Genomic DNA, 13934 nt, shown 5'->3' with positions numbered 1-13934 from the left:
GGTGCGTCGCCAAGCCCTTATGTGAACGCTGTTCACTTGGCGCTGCTGGATCCCGTCAAGCAATCTTCGGGCAACCGCTGGTTTGCTTGCACGGAGAGCGAGGGGATGGGAAGTTGCTTGAGAAAATAAAGAGTGCACTTTTAGTAATTGCCTTGTCACTAGTTCTCGTGTCGGTTCTAAGTTTTGCATTATGGTTTCATTATTTGCGACCTATGCAAAGCAGAGCCGAGTCGAGGCAGAATTTAGACGAATTTGTTGAGTGGGTTGAGCGTCAAGGCGGATCAAGTGTTGTAGTTTCGCGCGGAGTCGAGATTTTCAATCCGCTGTCGTGGGGCAGTGCGCCATGTGCTGTTGACGCGATGATCCCGATTCAAGGAGAATTTTTTGGTTATGTCCGCTACCGGAGTTGCGGTGAAACAGTGTCATTTGGCTACTCATTGCCGTCATGTGACGACCAAACTTGGCAACATTTTTCTGATCAGACTTGGGCTGCGCTTCGCAACGAGTTGGGGCAGCTGGACTTGTTCGGTCGGCCACTACCTGTCGCATTTCGTGACGTTGACCCCATCATCGCACGCAGTGTGATTGAGAATGTAGAGGCCAGTGCGATGATGGTGCATGAGAGCCGACTTTTGTGCCAATAAGTGAAATGCCCCTGCGCCAAAAGTTCCGTCGCGATTTTGAGTGGCTAGTAGGTGGCCACGGGGTGTAGTGGTTAGCAGGGCATGATCCACCCCCATTGCCCGCGCCGCCTGCGCCGCGCTACACCGCGCGGGTGATCAGCCCCGCCGCACTCTTCGCCCGCATCGATACGCGTTTTGCGCTGTTCTACGGTGCCTTTTATCTCGGTTTCGGGGCCTATCTGCCTTACATGCCGGTCTGGTATGCCGAGCGCGGCCTGACGCCCGAACTGATCGGTATCGCAGCCGCAGCTGGCATGGTGGGCCGTGTGGCCGTCGCGCCGCTGGGTGCGTTCTGGTCCGACCGGGCCATGCGCAGGCGCGATGCCATCCTGGCCTTTTCGCTGGCGGGGCTGGCCGTCTTCCTTGCCCACATCCCCGATTCCCCGGCTCTCGTTATTCTCGTGCTGGCCGGGCTCAGCGGTGCTGCCGTTACAGGCGTCATCCCCCTTGTGGATGCGTTTGCGATGGGTCAGGCCCGCAAGGAAGGCTTTGCGTTCGGTATACCGCGGGCATTCGGTTCGGCCCTGTTCGTGATCGGTAATCTGGGGGCAGGGGCGCTGATCTCCGCGTTCGGCGGAGAAGCCGTTCTGGTCTGGGTGCTGGGCGGTGCCGCCCTGACCGCGCTGACGGCCGCCTTCCTGCCCGCTGGCCGGATTGATGCCATGCCGGGAACAGAGCGGCCCGCATCGCCGCCTTTGCGCATACTGCTGGGCGCCGGACTTCCACTGGCCTTTGCGGCCTCCGCCCTTATCCAGGGCGCGCACGGCTTCTACTATGCCTTTTCGGCGCTGGCCTGGCGCGCTGATGGCGTGCCTGCCTGGGCAATAGGCGCCTTGTGGGCGACGGGTGTCGGCGCGGAGATCATCTTCTTTGCCGTCTGGGGACGGGTGCTGCGCGGGTGGAGCCCGGCGGCCATGATGGCGCTGGCGGGCATGATGGCCGTGGTCCGCTGGCTGGCGCTGGCCCTGTCGCCGCCCTTATGGTTCTTGTTCCCTTTGCAGGGCCTTCATGCTTTCAGTTTTGCCGCCGCCTATCTGGGATTTCTGCGCTATGCGGCCGACCATGCGCCCGAACGCCTGGCGGCGACGGCCCAGGCAGTGAATTCCGCACTGTCCGGCGGGCTGGTGCTGGCCGGTGCAACCTTTGTCTCCGGCCTCGCGTTTGCAGCGTTCGGCACGGCCGGCTTTGCGTTCATGGCCCTGCCGGCCGGGCTGGGCGGATTATGCGCATTGTGGCTCACCCGGCGTGGCCGATAAGCGTCATAGCGCGCATAATATCGCGTACCGGGCTTGCCAGCCCTTGGGAATGGGCGCGAAGCGCCCGATAACACGGGCAGCGGGGCTTTCCGCGCCGGAGGGTTATGGCTGCCAGACACACAGATTCGCTTGTTCAGCCGCGTCTCGCTGTCAGCGAGGCCGAAGGCCGCGCTGTGCTGGAGCCCTCCGGAGACTGGCTGATTGAGACCATCGGCCAGATGGACCGTCAGGTGCGGGCCGTCGAGCGTGATCACAGCGTCAAGGCGCTGCACCTTGATGTGTCCGGGCTGGGCCGCATCGACACCTCAGGGGCCTATCTGCTCGGACGTCCGCTCCGCCAGGGAGATGATCCGGTACCGGAAGGCCGGATAAGCGGGGACCACCCGGTCGCTGCGAGACTCATCCGGGAAGTACATGCGCGTATGGATCACTGCCCGCCGGAAGAGGCGTCGGGCTGGGGATTACGCAAGATGCTGACCCGGCTGGGTGCCGGTACCGAGCACGTTCTGGACGAGGCCTGGGATACGCTCGGCTTTTTCGGCCATACGCTGGTGACACTGGGAGCGTCCCTGCTGAACCCGGCAAGGCTGCGCTGGACATCAACGGTCCACCTGATGGAGACGGTCGGGATCAATGCCCTGCCGATCATCGCGGCCCTGTCTTTCTTCATCGGCGCTGTCGTGGCCTTCATGGGCGCAAGCCTGCTGGAAACCTTCGGCGCGTCGATCTTTACGGTCGATCTGGTTGGCATTTCGGTCTTGCGGGAATTCGGTGTGCTGATCACGGCGATCATGCTGGCGGGCCGGTCGGATTCGGCCTTCACCGCTTCGATCGGCTCGATGAAGATGCAGCAGGAAATCGATGCCATGCGCGTCATCGGGCTGGACCCTTACGAGGTTCTGGTGGTGCCGCGCGTGATTGCGTGTGTGGTGATGGCGCCCCTGCTAACGCTAGCGGCCATGCTGGCCGGTCTGTTCGGGGGCTTGCTGGTGTCCTGGGTCACGCTGGATGTGTCGCCCAGCTTCTTTCTCACCCGTCTGCAGAATGTGGTCGACTGGACGCACTTCATGGTCGGCATGTCGAAAGCGCCGGTCTTCGGACTGGTCATTGCCATTATAGGCTGCCGTCAGGGCATGAAGGTGGGCGGCGATGTCGAAAGTCTCGGCCAGCGCACGACCGCTTCAGTTGTGCAGGCCATTTTCATGGTCATCGTCATCGATGCGCTGTTCGCCCTCATGTATCTGGAGGCGGATATATGAGCACACGCCCCCTCATCGAGGTGCGCGGGCTGGTAACGCGCTTCGGCAGCCATGTCGTCCATGACGGTCTGGACCTTGAGGTCCGGCGCGGCGAGGTCATGGGCATTGTTGGCGGTTCAGGCAGCGGCAAGTCTGTCCTGCTCCACACCATACTCGGGCTCAAGGCTCCCGATGGTGGCGAGATATTCTTTGACGGCAGGCCCCTGTCGCGCATGACAGCGGCGGAGCGCGCGGCACTGGAGCGGCGCTGGGGCGTGCTGTTCCAGGGGTCGGCCCTGTTCTCGTCGCTGACGGTCAGGGAGAATATACTGGTTCCCATTCGCGAACATGTCAGCCTGCCACCAGCGCTGATGGACGAGATTGCCGATCTCAAGCTGGGGCTCGCCGGTCTGGGTACAGATGCGATCAACAAATACCCGTCCGAGCTGTCGGGCGGCATGAAGAAGCGTGCAGGCCTGGCGCGGGCTCTGGCGCTGGACCCGGACGTGCTGTTCCTTGACGAACCGACGGCCGGGCTTGACCCGATCAGTGCCGCGGCGTTTGACGAGCTGATCCGCGAGCTGTGCGAAACGCTGGGCCTGACCATACTGCTCGTCACGCATGATCTCGACACACTGCACGCGGTTTGCGACCGGGTGGCGGTCATCGCCGAGAAGCGTATCATTGCCGTCGATACGATAGCGCGGCTGGCCACCAATTCTCACCCCTGGATACAGGATTATTTCGGCGGCCCGCGCGGGCGGGCAGCATTGAGGAGCTGAACGATGGAAACCCGTGCCCACCATGCACTGGTCGGCCTGTTCGTGATCCTGCTGGCACTGGCAGGCGGCCTGTTTTTTGTCTGGCTGTCGCAGGCTTCGTTCGACCGCGAGTTCCGCCAGTATGATGTCGTGTTCGAAGGCCCGGTCAGGGGGCTTCGAACTTCATCAGAAGTGCGCTTCAACGGCATCCAGGTCGGCGAGGTCGTGGATCTTGGCCTGAACCCGGACGATACCAGCGAAGTCATCGCCCGCATCCGCATCGACGCCTCCACGCCGGTGCGCGTGGACAGTTTTGCCCAGCTTGAACCGCAGGGGCTCACCGGCCTGTCCTATATCCAGATTTCAGCCGGCGAATCCGGTTCGGCCCTGCTGGAGACCCGGTTCGGGGACCGTCCGGCGCGTATCTATGCGCGGCAGACGCAGCTGGATCTGCTCGTTCAGGGCGGGGAGACCCTGCTGGAAACGGTGCAGACCACCGGCGTGCTGGTGAACCGCCTGCTCAACGAGGAAAATCAGGAACAGTTCTCCACCCTGCTGGAAAACCTTTCCACCCTGTCGGGCCAGCTCGCTGAAAACGGCGCGATGATGGCGGAAATGCGTGAGACGATTGCGTCCATAGAACGGGCGGCAAACGATATGTCGACGGCTGCGGCGAGCATCGAGCAGTTCGGTGTGACCGCCGAGCGTTTCCTGTTAGATGAGGTCGGGCCCATGGTCGCCGAGACCGAGGCTGCGTCCATCGCGGTCAACCAGGCGTCCATGGAGACATATGACGCTCTTGTGGCCCTTCGTCCGGGGCTGGAGACATTCGCCACCGATGGCGTCTACCAGCTCAATGCAGCGTCGCATGACCTGCGCCAGCTCGTTGAAAACCTGGAACGCCTGACAGCTGATCTTGAAAACGACCCCGGCGGGCTCTTGACCCGGCGGCGGGGAGAGGAAGTCGAGGTGCCGCAATGATCACCAGAAACCTGTTGCTGGCCGGCGCTGCGCTGGCGCTTTCAGGATGCATCTCGCTCCTTCCGGAGTCGGAGAGCAGTGCGCTCTACCGTCTGTCGAACCATGTCCCAGCGGATGCGGTGATAAACCCCGATGCGCCAGTCGTGCGCATCGCCCGGCCTGTGGCGCCACGCGCCCTTTCCGGTGACCGGATCGCGCTGGACGCCGGGGAGGGGCGGGTAGCCTATATGGCAGGAGCAAACTGGGTCAGTGCGGCGCCGGTTCTCCTGCAGGAGCTGGTGGTGGACACATTTGACCGGCGTTCCACCGCCCTCGTCGCGGCAAGGCCGGATGATGGCGTCGCGACCAGCTGGGATCTGCGCATGGAGATGCGCCGTTTCGAGGCGGTCTATGATCAGGGCAGCAATGCCGCGCCGCGCATCGACATTGCCGTTCGCGCCCGTCTTATCGACACAGCGAGCCGGGAAGTATCCGGTGTGCGTACCTTCGAGGTTTCACGGCGGGCAGACGGCAACCGGCAGGGCCTGATCATCGACGCGTTCAGCAGGGCCGCATCGGACATGTCAGCTGAGCTGGTGGACTGGGCGTCAGGACAGGTCGCTGAGGCAGAGGGCGAGGCCGCCGGGGCACAGCCGCCCGGCTAGTCGCGCCGCTTGCCGCGTTTGGCTGTCCCGCCTGAAGGCGGCTCGTCATCCTCGTCCGGGTCCATGTTGGCCAGGAGGTCTTTCCAGCGCCAGCCGCCTTCGGGACGGGCCTGAGTGGCCAGCCGCTCGTCGCGCGGGCGTCCCGGCGGAGAACTCTCGTTCTCGTCATCGGTGACCTGGTCACGGGCGTCGAGCCGCACCTCGTCTTCATCCACCGGCGTGGATGGCCGTGCTGGCCGCCGGCGTACATTCAATGGATCCGGCACCTCATCCGGCGCGATATCGATCGGCTTGCGTCCGCCGGCGACAGAGCCCATGCGCAGCATGAAGTCCGACAGAAGTTCGTAATTATGCCGCACGCGCGCCTGGAACATGGCGTCGATCTCGCGCGCGCTTTCCGACGCTTCCTCCGCCGTCTGGTTCAGCTTGGCCAGTCCTTCCGACAGGGCGCGCTCAAGCTCAAGCGTCGCGCGGCGGGCCGCGGCGGGTGCGTCATCGAAACGTGACCGCATGTCACGCAGCATCATCTCCACGTGGTCGGCCTGCTTGCGCGCGGCCTCCAGGGTGTCGGCGAGCTGTTTGCGGACGGTCTCACCGGCTTCCTCCGACGCCTTTGCAGCCTTGTCGACAAGAAGCTCGGCTTCGCGCAGGCGCGCCTGGAAAGCTTCATCGGACCGGCGGGCAGCTTCGAACCCGGCTTCGCTGACGCGTTCCAGGGCGGCTTCAGCGGCGCTGGCCTGGCCTGAAAAGCGTTCTGCCGACTCCGTGGCGGCTTCGCGGGCTTCCCGTGCCGTTTCGGTCAGGCGCTTGAGAATCGCCTCATTGGCCTCTGCCGCCAGCCGTGTCTCGCTCTCGATCGTTTTGGACAGGGATGACGCGCGGGTGATGGCGTCGTTGATGGCGCGCGTGAACACTGCGCCGCTCTCCTCGGCCGATTTGCGCAAGGTTTCCGCACCGGAGCCGGCGGTCTTGGAGAGCGTGGCGAGCTCTGCCTTGTGAAAGTCGAGCGCCGCCGCAATTTTCTCCTGTTCCTTGCGCAGGGCCTCACTGGCTTCGGCAAGGCGCTCGCGATGCTTGAGATAGGCCGCGTCCAGCCCGTCGCCGCGGCTTTTCAGCGTGTCAGCCAGCTCGCGCATGGTGGTGGCGCGCTGCGCCAGAATTTCCGAGGCCTTTTCGGCAGACTTGACGGTCTCGTCACCGGCGCCAGACAGGCGCTCAGCGCCGGCGCGCAAGGTGAGGGCGCCTTCATTGGCCTTTTCGTTCGCCAGCTCGGCCGCCGCCGCAACCATTTCGCCCTGCTCCTGGATCGCGGCGGCGATCAGGGCTGCCTTGTCGTCAAGGCTGTCGGCGATCTCGGCCAGCTTCTCGCGTTCGCCCTTCAGCGAGCGCATAAGCGACTCCACCCGCTCCCGCGCAGCCTTTGAGGTGTCCTCAAGGCTGTCGGCATGATGCGTGATGACCTCTTCCATGGCCGCAAGGCGCGCCAGGGCGCTGTCCATCGCGGTGTTGATCCGCCCGACCTGCAGGCTTACGGCATCGGCCATCTGGCGAACTTCGCCTTGCAGGGCATCAGCTGGCGTCGAGAGCCGGGCGACCGCGCCTTCGACAGAGCGAATCTGCGCGCTCGCGCGGGCCACGGTCCGGCCGAGAAGCCCTGACAGCAGGAAAAGCAGGGCGGGTGCTCCCGCAAAGATGGCGATGCCCGCAAGCTGGGCGGGGCTCAGCGCCGCGAAATCATCGATCACATAGCCATAGAGATAGGCACCGGCACCCCCGAGCCATAGCGCAGCGCACGCAGCGCCGGCAAACGCGATCCATCCGCCTCCGCCTGCGGGCTTTGCAGGAGTTGTGCTCAGCGGCTCAGCGCCGCGTGTGGCCGGCACCTGCCCTTCCGCCGGATCTTTCAGCACGGCAGGCGTGGCCGGCTGGGCGGTCTTGGCGGCTTTGGCGGCGGAGTTATCATCGGCAGGCATTATTCGCCTCGATCACAGCACAAGGTGGCGTGCCAGCGTCAATACCGGCAGCAAAAGCTGGTTCTAGGGCGAGACGGGAAAAATTTAAAGCCGCAAGACCGGCGGAGGCGGCACGGATGGCAGGTGACCTGGCGCCGAAGCGCAGCCCGAGACGGGTTGGGCCTGGCCACTGCGAACGACGAAAACCAGATCGCCGTCTGCGGTCCGCAACTGCTCTACATGCATGTCCGATGCGAGCAAGTGAATGGCGGCTGCCTCGTCTGTGAAGCGGGCTTCCTCAAAGCTCTGCTGGCGAACCGGCGGCGCGCAATCCTCCGCGCGGTCATAGCCGATACCCACAAGCGCCAGAACGGCTCCCGCGATCCAGTGAAGTATGTCGATGGCCACGCCTAACATGGATTTGGTCCCTATCCCTGCGCCTGCTTATGAACCCCAACGCGGGACGGCTCAAGGCAATTTGCCCGTTCCGGCCATGAAATCTTGGTAAGGTTGAGTTTGCGCTCCAGGTTTTCTCCTTGCATGGCTCGGCGGGCAGGGTGAAGTTGACTGGCAAGCAGCAGGGGAGAGCTTTTCACCATGAATTCGGCACCAGTGACCGTGGCAGACCGTCACCAGAGTCTTGATGTACTGCGCGGCATCGCCGTGCTGGGTATCCTCATGGTGAATATCCCGACCTTCTTCATGCTGCCGGAATCCTATCAGTATCCGCCTGCCGATCCGGCCTTCGACGCAGCGGGCGCCGAGGCCTGGCTGTTCGTCCATGTCTTCTTCGAGATGAAGTTCATCACGATCTTCTCCGCCCTGTTCGGTGCGGGCATATTGCTGATGACGGGGGACGGACCGGATTCCTCGACGAAGGTTCACTACCGGCGGATGTTGTGGCTGCTCGCCTTCGGCATGGTGCACGCCTATGCGCTCTGGTTCGGCGACATTCTGGTCTCCTATGCAGTGTTCGGCATGATCGCCGTGCTGTTCCGCAAGATGAGTGTCGGCAAGCTGGTGTTCTGGGGCTTTTTCTGGATCACGCTTACCGGCTTGCTGATGGTCGGCCTGTTTGCATCGTTCATGCTGATGCCGGGTGATATCGACGCGGCCGACATCGGCATGGCGCAGAGCCCGGAAGCTGCGGCCAACATTATCGCGGCGTATCAGGAAGGCAGTGCAGGGCGCTGGGCACACAACGCCTTCATGGCCCTGATGGGCCAGCTGACCGGACTGGCCTTCTTTGGCGGGCGGGTGATCGGCGTCATGTTCCTCGGCATGGCGTTGTTCAAGTCCGGCTTCCTGACCCTTCAATGGGGCGTGGCACGCTATGGCATTGTCGCGCTGGTCTGCCTCGCCATCGGCCTGCCGCTCGCCTGGTATGGCGGTCAGCATGCGGTGGCGGAGAATTTCGATCTGCGCGGCATGTGGTTCCATACGGCAACCAACTACGTCGCGAGCCTGCTGGTCGCCCTTGGCTATGCCAGCGTGGTGATGCTGATCTGCAAGATGCCGGGTCTGGCCCTGCTGCGCGCGCCGTTTGCGGCGGCCGGGCGGATGGCCTTCACCAATTATCTCACCCAGACGATCACCTTGGTCATCCTGTCGACAGGCACGATCGGTCTTGGCCTCTACGGCACGCTGGGGCGCGAGGAACTCATTCCCATCGTTCTGACCATCTGGGTGGTACAGCTTGCGGTCTCGACGGTGTGGCTGCAGGTCTTCCGCTTCGGGCCGTTTGAGTGGCTGTGGCGCACGCTGACCTACTGGAAGCTGCAACCGATCACCAAGCCCAAGGCATGAGCGGGGTAAAGGCGGGAGACGCGTTCGCGGTTTACGGCCTGTTGCGCAAGGGCGCGTCCGGCTTTGCCGAGTTCGGGCTGGCGCGCGCCTTCAGGCCGCTCGGCCCGTGCCGGATACCGGGCGTAATCCATGATCTGGGCGGGTATCCGGGCCTGATCGCCGGACAGGGTGAGGTTATTGGCGAGCTCTTTGAAGTGACCGATGTGTCCGTCATTGCCCGGCTCGACGCGTTCGAGGACTACGACCCGCACAAACCTGAAGGCTCGCGCTATCTGCGCCGGCGCATCCGTCTCCTGTCTCCAGATGCCGAAGCCTGGGTCTATGTCTGGAACCGGCCGGTTTCAGGCTTTGCCCGCGTGGAGAGCGGCGACTGGCTGGAATGGGCGGGCCGCAAGGTCTGACCCGCCGGGCGATTACTGCAAATAGTCTGCGCGCACATCAACGCTGGAGCGCTTGCCGATGTGCTGGTGGCAGGTCCTCAGCCAGTCCTTCGCCGCCTGCCGGCCCGCATCGCGAAGACCGGTCAGGAAGCGCCAGCTCGTATCATACTTGCTCGCGGCGGAATAATCCTTGAGCGCCTCGTCGGCGCGGACGGCATGAATGTGCAGATTGCGCAGCCGGGCCTTTTCGGCGTCCTTCAGGAGATCATCCTCGATCAGGCGCTTGACGAAGGCGACAGCGCGCAGTTCAGCCATCAAGGAGGCATTGAACGTGATCTCGTTGACCCGGTTCATGATGTCATCGGCGGATTTGGGTGTGCCGGGGCGCTTTAGCGGGTTGATATGGACGATCAGCAGATCACCGGGCGTATCCGCATAAAAGAGCGGCCACAGGGCGGGATTGCCGGTAAAGCCACCATCCCAATAAGGCTCGCCATCAATCTCCACCGCCTGGCGGATGAAGGGCAGGCAGGCCGAGGCCAGCACCGCATCGGTCGTGATCCGTTGCCCGGTAAACACCTCGGCGCGTCCGGTGGTCACGCAAGTCGCCGTCACGAATAGCGGTATGCCGGTCTGTACGCGCAGGCGTTCGAAATCGATCTGCGCGTCCAGAATGTCTTTCAGCGGATCGAGATTGTACGGGTTGAGATCGTACGGGCTGGTCAGGCGCGAGAAGGCGTCGAAGAAGGGCATAAGCTTCAGGAAGGTGCCGCCCGGCATCATCGGCCGGAAGGCAGCGCCGCGCCTGGACACTTCATGCCAGAAGGCTTCAAGGCTGGCGCGCGCACCGTCACGCCCATCGTCCAGCCAGCCATGGGTGAGCGCTACAGCGTTCATCGCCCCGGCGCTGGTAGCCGTTATAGCTCCAGGGGTTATACGGCCATCTTCCAGCAGCGCGTCAAGAACGCCCCAGGTGTAGGCGCCGTGCGAACCACCGCCCTGCAGGGCGAGCGAGACCGCTCTGGCGGGCTTGGCCATCAGGCCGCCACCCAGCCGCCCTCCACCGGGAAGGCGGCGCCATTGGCCGATGCGCCGGACTCTGACACCAGGTAGAGCAGCAGCCCGGCCAGATGGTCGTATTCGACGAATTTCTTGGTCGGCTGCGCGCTCAGCATGACGTCACGCACGACTTCCTCCTCGGAAATGCCGCGCGCTTTTGCGGTGTCGGCAATCTGGCTTTCCACCAGCGGTGTGCGCACATAGCCCGGGCATATGGCATTGCAGGTGATGCCTGCTTCGGCCACTTCCAGCGCCACTGTCTTGGTCAGGCCGATCACGCCATGCTTGGCGGCCACATAGGCCGATTTGAAGGGCGAGGCGACTAGCCCGTGCGCGGAGGCGATATTCACGATGCGTCCGCCACCGGCCTTTTTCATCACCGGCACGGCGTGGCGGATAGTATGGAAGCAGGAGGTGAGGTTGATCGCGACAATCGCGTCCCATTTCTCCGGCGCCAGTTCCTCGACCGGCGCGACCTGCTGGATGCCCGCATTGTTGACGAGGATGTCGAGCCGGCCAAAGATCTTGACCGTCTCTGCGATCAGGCCTTCGATCTCGCGCGGCTCCAGCATGTTGGCGCCATTATAGGCTGCCTTTACGCCAAATTCCTGCTCCAGCGCGGCGCGGGTCTTTTCGATTTCGCCAGCCTCACCCAGCCCGTTGAGCATGATGTTCGCGCCACTGGCCGCGAGCGCGCGCGCCAGCGCGAGGCCGATGCCGGAGGTCGAGCCGGTAATGACCGCAACCTGGCCGCTCAAGTCGGCCTTCAGACCGCCCATGACTGTCTCCTTGGCCGTGAAGGCCTGCGTCGGGATTTGTTGCAGTGCAAAAGACGGTTTGCGCCGGTTTTGTCAAGGCCTGCGCGCCAGGCTTCACCCTTTCTTCAAAGGTGGCTGCGGGCGGGCGAACAGGAGCCGGTCCGGTGTGGAACCTGCCTTATCGAGCCGGTAACCCTCGACATTGAAACGCGAAAGCTGGTCCGGGTCCTCGATCCGGTTTTCGATGATCCAGCGGGCCATCATGCCACGCGCCTTCTTGGCATAGACCATCAGGGCGCGCAGCTTGCCGTCCTTCTCTTCCTTGAAATCGACCGTGATGACACGCGATTTCATCTTCGGCAGGCGGGCTGCCTTCGCATATTCGTTGGATGCCAGATTGACGATCACGCGGTGGGCATGGCCCTCCAGCGTGCGGGCTAGTTCGGCAGCGATATCGTCACCCCAGAATTCGTAGAGGTTCGCGCCCTTCTTCGTCTTCAGCCGGGTGCCCATTTCCAGCCGGTAGGGCTGGATGGCGTCCAGCGGGCGCAGGGCGCCGTAAAGTCCTGACAGGATACGCAGGCGGCCTTGCGCCCATTCCAGATCGTCCTTGGACAGGCTTGCTGCATCAAGGCCGCGATAGACCTCGCCGGCGAAGGCGAGGGCGGCGGCCTTGCCATCCTTGGCTCCTGGGTCAAATGCCTTGAAGCGCTCCACATTCAGCGCCGCAAGGTCATCGGAAATGTCCATGAGCTGGCGCAGCTGCGTGCGCGAGAGTTTCGACGTTGTCTTCGACAATTCCTCGGTACGCTTGAGAAGCTCAGGCCGGCTGGTCTCCAGCTCGGGCCGGGCCGGTTCGAAATCAAGCTGCTTGGCCGGAGAGAGAAGGATCAGCATGGAAGATGGGTCTCGCCTGTAGCTCTGGTGCGGGGAACTCTAGTGAGTGTATCTATCGAAATAGGGGCGTTGCCCGAAAATGCCAATAGCCGGGCGCGTGGTGCCTAGTCCAGCCCGGTGAGGATGCGCGGGTTCATGATATTGTGCGGATCAAGCACCGCCTTGATCGCGCGCATCACGTCCACTTCAACCGGCTTGCGCGCTTTCAGCTCGGCCTGTTTGAGGATCCCGATCCCGTGCTCTGCCGAGATCGAGCCGTGATGCTTGTCCACAAGGTCGTAGATCAGCCGGGTGGCAGGTGCTGCGCGCGCGATGAACTCCTCTCCCGTGCCGGGCTCACGCGCGGCGAGATTGAAATGCACATTGCCATCGCCGACATGGCCGAACGCGATCACCCGCGACCCGTCTACCAGCGCCTCGGCCTGCTGCGTGGCCTCGCGCATGAAGGCGGCCATGCGCGATACCGGTACCGAGACATCGTGCTTGGCGGCCTTGCCGTGTGCCTTCTCGCCTTCGGGGATATTCTCGCGCAGCGCCCAGAACTGCGCGGCCTGCGCTTCGGACTGTGCCAGTGCGGCGTCGGTGACCAGACCGGACTCAAAGGCGCTTTCCAGTGCGGTTTCCATCAGAATGCCGGAGCGTTCCTCTTCCGCGCTCGACAGCTCGATCAGCACCATCCAGTCCGGATTGCCTTGCAGTGGCGAGCGCGCGCCGGGCACGTGGGCGCAGACCAGCTCCATGGCGAAGCCGGAGATCAGCTCGAACGCGCTGACCGCGCCGCCCGTCCGGTCCTTCAAATGACCCAGAAGGGTTACGGCCGCCTCGGGGTCTTGCACCGCGGCAATCGCGACACTGACCGAGGCCGGACGCGGGAACAGTTTCAGCGTCGCTGCCGTGACGAGGCCAAGCGTGCCTTCCGCGCCGATGAAAAGCTGTTTGAGATCGTATCCGGTATTGTCCTTGCGCAGGCCCGACAGCCCGCTGAGCACCCGGCCATCGGGCAGGACCGCTTCCAGCCCCAGAACCAGATCGCGCATCATGCCATAGCGCAGCACCTGCACCCCGCCCGCATTGGTGGAGATCAGGCCACCAATCATGGCCGAGCCTTGCGCGCCGAGGCTTAAGGGGAAGAGCTTGCCGGCACCGCGTGCGGCCTCCTGCACGCTCTGCAGCACGGCGCCGGCCTCGACGGTCATCGACTCATTGGCCGTGTCGATCTCGCGGATGGCGTTCATCCGCTTCATGGAGATGACGACCTCGTTGGCCGGCGTGGAGGCCCCGACCAGCCCGGTTATACCGCCCTGGGGCATGACGGGGATGCGCGCGGCGTTGCAGGCCGCCAGCATGCTGGCCGCCTCCTGCGTGCTGGCAGGCTTCAGCACCAGCGGCGTGCCGCCCGCATAGCGCCCGCGCCAGTCCCGCGCATGGCTCTCCAGCTCTGCCGGGTCGGCTGACCAGGATTTCGGGTCGAGGCTTGCCGTGAGTGACGCAAGAGCCGGGGCGAGGGCGGTCATCGGGA

Annotated in this window: 14 protein-coding genes; 8 read left to right on the top strand and 6 right to left on the bottom strand. The window is 63.6% G+C overall.

Annotated features, from left to right (window positions below):
- The first annotated feature begins 113 nt into the window (after nucleotides 1-113).
- From IEV75_RS08870 to IEV75_RS08845, 6 genes are all read left to right on the top strand, one after another.
- On the top strand, nucleotides 114-644 hold the full coding sequence (locus tag IEV75_RS08870) for a hypothetical protein (protein WP_188452210.1): 531 nt from the start codon (nucleotides 114-116) through the stop codon (nucleotides 642-644).
- A 95-nt stretch (nucleotides 645-739) separates the two neighbouring features.
- Entirely contained in the window at nucleotides 740-1939 is a 1200-nt protein-coding gene (locus IEV75_RS08865; protein ID WP_233351811.1) for an MFS transporter, read from the top strand.
- A 104-nt stretch (nucleotides 1940-2043) separates the two neighbouring features.
- Nucleotides 2044-3198 (top strand): MlaE family ABC transporter permease, encoded by a 1155-nt coding sequence (locus IEV75_RS08860; RefSeq protein WP_188452209.1) that lies wholly within the window; start codon nucleotides 2044-2046, stop codon nucleotides 3196-3198.
- Nucleotides 3195-3959: an ABC transporter ATP-binding protein gene (locus IEV75_RS08855; RefSeq protein ID WP_188452208.1), complete on the top strand. Its 765-nt coding sequence runs from the start codon at nucleotides 3195-3197 to the stop codon at nucleotides 3957-3959. Before IEV75_RS08860 ends, IEV75_RS08855 begins: the two co-directional genes overlap by 4 nt.
- Nucleotides 3960-3962: 3 nt before the next feature.
- A complete protein-coding gene (locus tag IEV75_RS08850; protein ID WP_188452207.1) occupies nucleotides 3963-4919 on the top strand; it encodes an MlaD family protein in 957 nt (318 codons plus the stop codon).
- Nucleotides 4916-5563 (top strand): ABC-type transport auxiliary lipoprotein family protein, encoded by a 648-nt coding sequence (locus IEV75_RS08845; protein ID WP_188452206.1) that lies wholly within the window; start codon nucleotides 4916-4918, stop codon nucleotides 5561-5563. Before IEV75_RS08850 ends, IEV75_RS08845 begins: the two co-directional genes overlap by 4 nt.
- Here IEV75_RS08845 and IEV75_RS08840 read toward each other — a convergent pair.
- Nucleotides 5560-7536, bottom strand: a complete 1977-nt coding sequence (locus IEV75_RS08840) for a hypothetical protein (RefSeq protein ID WP_188452205.1) — start codon at nucleotides 7534-7536, stop codon at nucleotides 5560-5562. The genes IEV75_RS08845 and IEV75_RS08840 overlap by 4 nt on opposite strands.
- A gap of 84 nt (nucleotides 7537-7620) precedes the next feature.
- Nucleotides 7621-7932, bottom strand: a complete 312-nt coding sequence (locus IEV75_RS08835) for a hypothetical protein (protein ID WP_188452204.1) — start codon at nucleotides 7930-7932, stop codon at nucleotides 7621-7623.
- 180 nt (nucleotides 7933-8112) lie between these two features.
- Between IEV75_RS08835 and IEV75_RS08830 the strand changes: the two genes are divergently transcribed.
- Together IEV75_RS08830 and IEV75_RS08825 are read left to right on the top strand one after the other, a co-directional pair.
- A complete protein-coding gene (locus tag IEV75_RS08830) occupies nucleotides 8113-9321 on the top strand; it encodes a DUF418 domain-containing protein (RefSeq protein ID WP_188452203.1) in 1209 nt (402 codons plus the stop codon).
- Nucleotides 9318-9722 carry a gamma-glutamylcyclotransferase family protein gene (locus IEV75_RS08825; RefSeq protein WP_188452202.1) on the top strand — a complete coding sequence of 135 codons (405 nt, stop codon included), beginning with the start codon at nucleotides 9318-9320 and terminating at the stop codon, nucleotides 9720-9722. The genes IEV75_RS08830 and IEV75_RS08825 overlap by 4 nt, the downstream gene beginning before the upstream one ends.
- Nucleotides 9723-9734: 12 nt before the next feature.
- Here the strand turns inward: IEV75_RS08825 and IEV75_RS08820 are convergent, their stop codons facing one another.
- From IEV75_RS08820 to IEV75_RS08805, 4 genes are all read right to left on the bottom strand, one after another.
- Entirely contained in the window at nucleotides 9735-10739 is a 1005-nt protein-coding gene (locus IEV75_RS08820) for a patatin-like phospholipase family protein (RefSeq protein ID WP_188452201.1), read from the bottom strand.
- Complete coding sequence (locus tag IEV75_RS08815; RefSeq protein ID WP_188452200.1) at nucleotides 10739-11539, bottom strand: 3-hydroxybutyrate dehydrogenase; 801 nt, start codon at nucleotides 11537-11539, stop codon at nucleotides 10739-10741. The genes IEV75_RS08820 and IEV75_RS08815 overlap by 1 nt, the downstream gene beginning before the upstream one ends.
- A 93-nt stretch (nucleotides 11540-11632) precedes the next feature.
- Entirely contained in the window at nucleotides 11633-12415 is a 783-nt protein-coding gene (gene yaaA, locus IEV75_RS08810) for a peroxide stress protein YaaA (RefSeq protein ID WP_188452199.1), read from the bottom strand.
- Nucleotides 12416-12519: 104 nt separating this feature from the next.
- Nucleotides 12520-13929, bottom strand: coding sequence for an FAD-binding oxidoreductase (locus IEV75_RS08805; RefSeq protein ID WP_188452198.1), 1410 nt, complete (start codon nucleotides 13927-13929; stop codon nucleotides 12520-12522).
- Nucleotides 13930-13934 lie beyond the last annotated feature (5 nt).

It is taken from the genome of Glycocaulis albus, from assembly GCF_014639075.1.
In the GTDB taxonomy this organism is placed as follows: Bacteria; Pseudomonadota; Alphaproteobacteria; order Caulobacterales; family Maricaulaceae; genus Glycocaulis; species Glycocaulis albus.
The sequence above is the reverse complement of the archived record's forward strand: the minus strand, read 5'-3'. Positions and strand labels throughout refer to the sequence as shown.

What these genes read in the sequence shown, in the direction of transcription:
- IEV75_RS08860 (WP_188452209.1), top strand. Translation starts at nt 2,044, where the DNA reads ATGGCTGCCAGACACACAGATTCGCTTGTTCAGCCGCGTCTCGCTGTC.
- IEV75_RS08855 (WP_188452208.1), top strand. Translation starts at nt 3,195, where the DNA reads ATGAGCACACGCCCCCTCATCGAGGTGCGCGGGCTGGTAACGCGCTTC.
- IEV75_RS08850 (WP_188452207.1), top strand. Translation starts at nt 3,963, where the DNA reads ATGGAAACCCGTGCCCACCATGCACTGGTCGGCCTGTTCGTGATCCTG.
- IEV75_RS08845 (WP_188452206.1), top strand. Translation starts at nt 4,916, where the DNA reads ATGATCACCAGAAACCTGTTGCTGGCCGGCGCTGCGCTGGCGCTTTCA.
- IEV75_RS08840 (WP_188452205.1), bottom strand. Translation starts at nt 7,536, where the DNA reads ATGCCTGCCGATGATAACTCCGCCGCCAAAGCCGCCAAGACCGCCCAG.
- IEV75_RS08835 (WP_188452204.1), bottom strand. Translation starts at nt 7,932, where the DNA reads ATGTTAGGCGTGGCCATCGACATACTTCACTGGATCGCGGGAGCCGTT.
- IEV75_RS08830 (WP_188452203.1), top strand. Translation starts at nt 8,113, where the DNA reads ATGAATTCGGCACCAGTGACCGTGGCAGACCGTCACCAGAGTCTTGAT.
- IEV75_RS08825 (WP_188452202.1), top strand. Translation starts at nt 9,318, where the DNA reads ATGAGCGGGGTAAAGGCGGGAGACGCGTTCGCGGTTTACGGCCTGTTG.
- IEV75_RS08820 (WP_188452201.1), bottom strand. Translation starts at nt 10,739, where the DNA reads ATGGCCAAGCCCGCCAGAGCGGTCTCGCTCGCCCTGCAGGGCGGTGGT.
- IEV75_RS08815 (WP_188452200.1), bottom strand. Translation starts at nt 11,539, where the DNA reads ATGGGCGGTCTGAAGGCCGACTTGAGCGGCCAGGTTGCGGTCATTACC.
- yaaA (WP_188452199.1), bottom strand. Translation starts at nt 12,415, where the DNA reads ATGCTGATCCTTCTCTCTCCGGCCAAGCAGCTTGATTTCGAACCGGCC.
- IEV75_RS08805 (WP_188452198.1), bottom strand. Translation starts at nt 13,929, where the DNA reads ATGACCGCCCTCGCCCCGGCTCTTGCGTCACTCACGGCAAGCCTCGAC.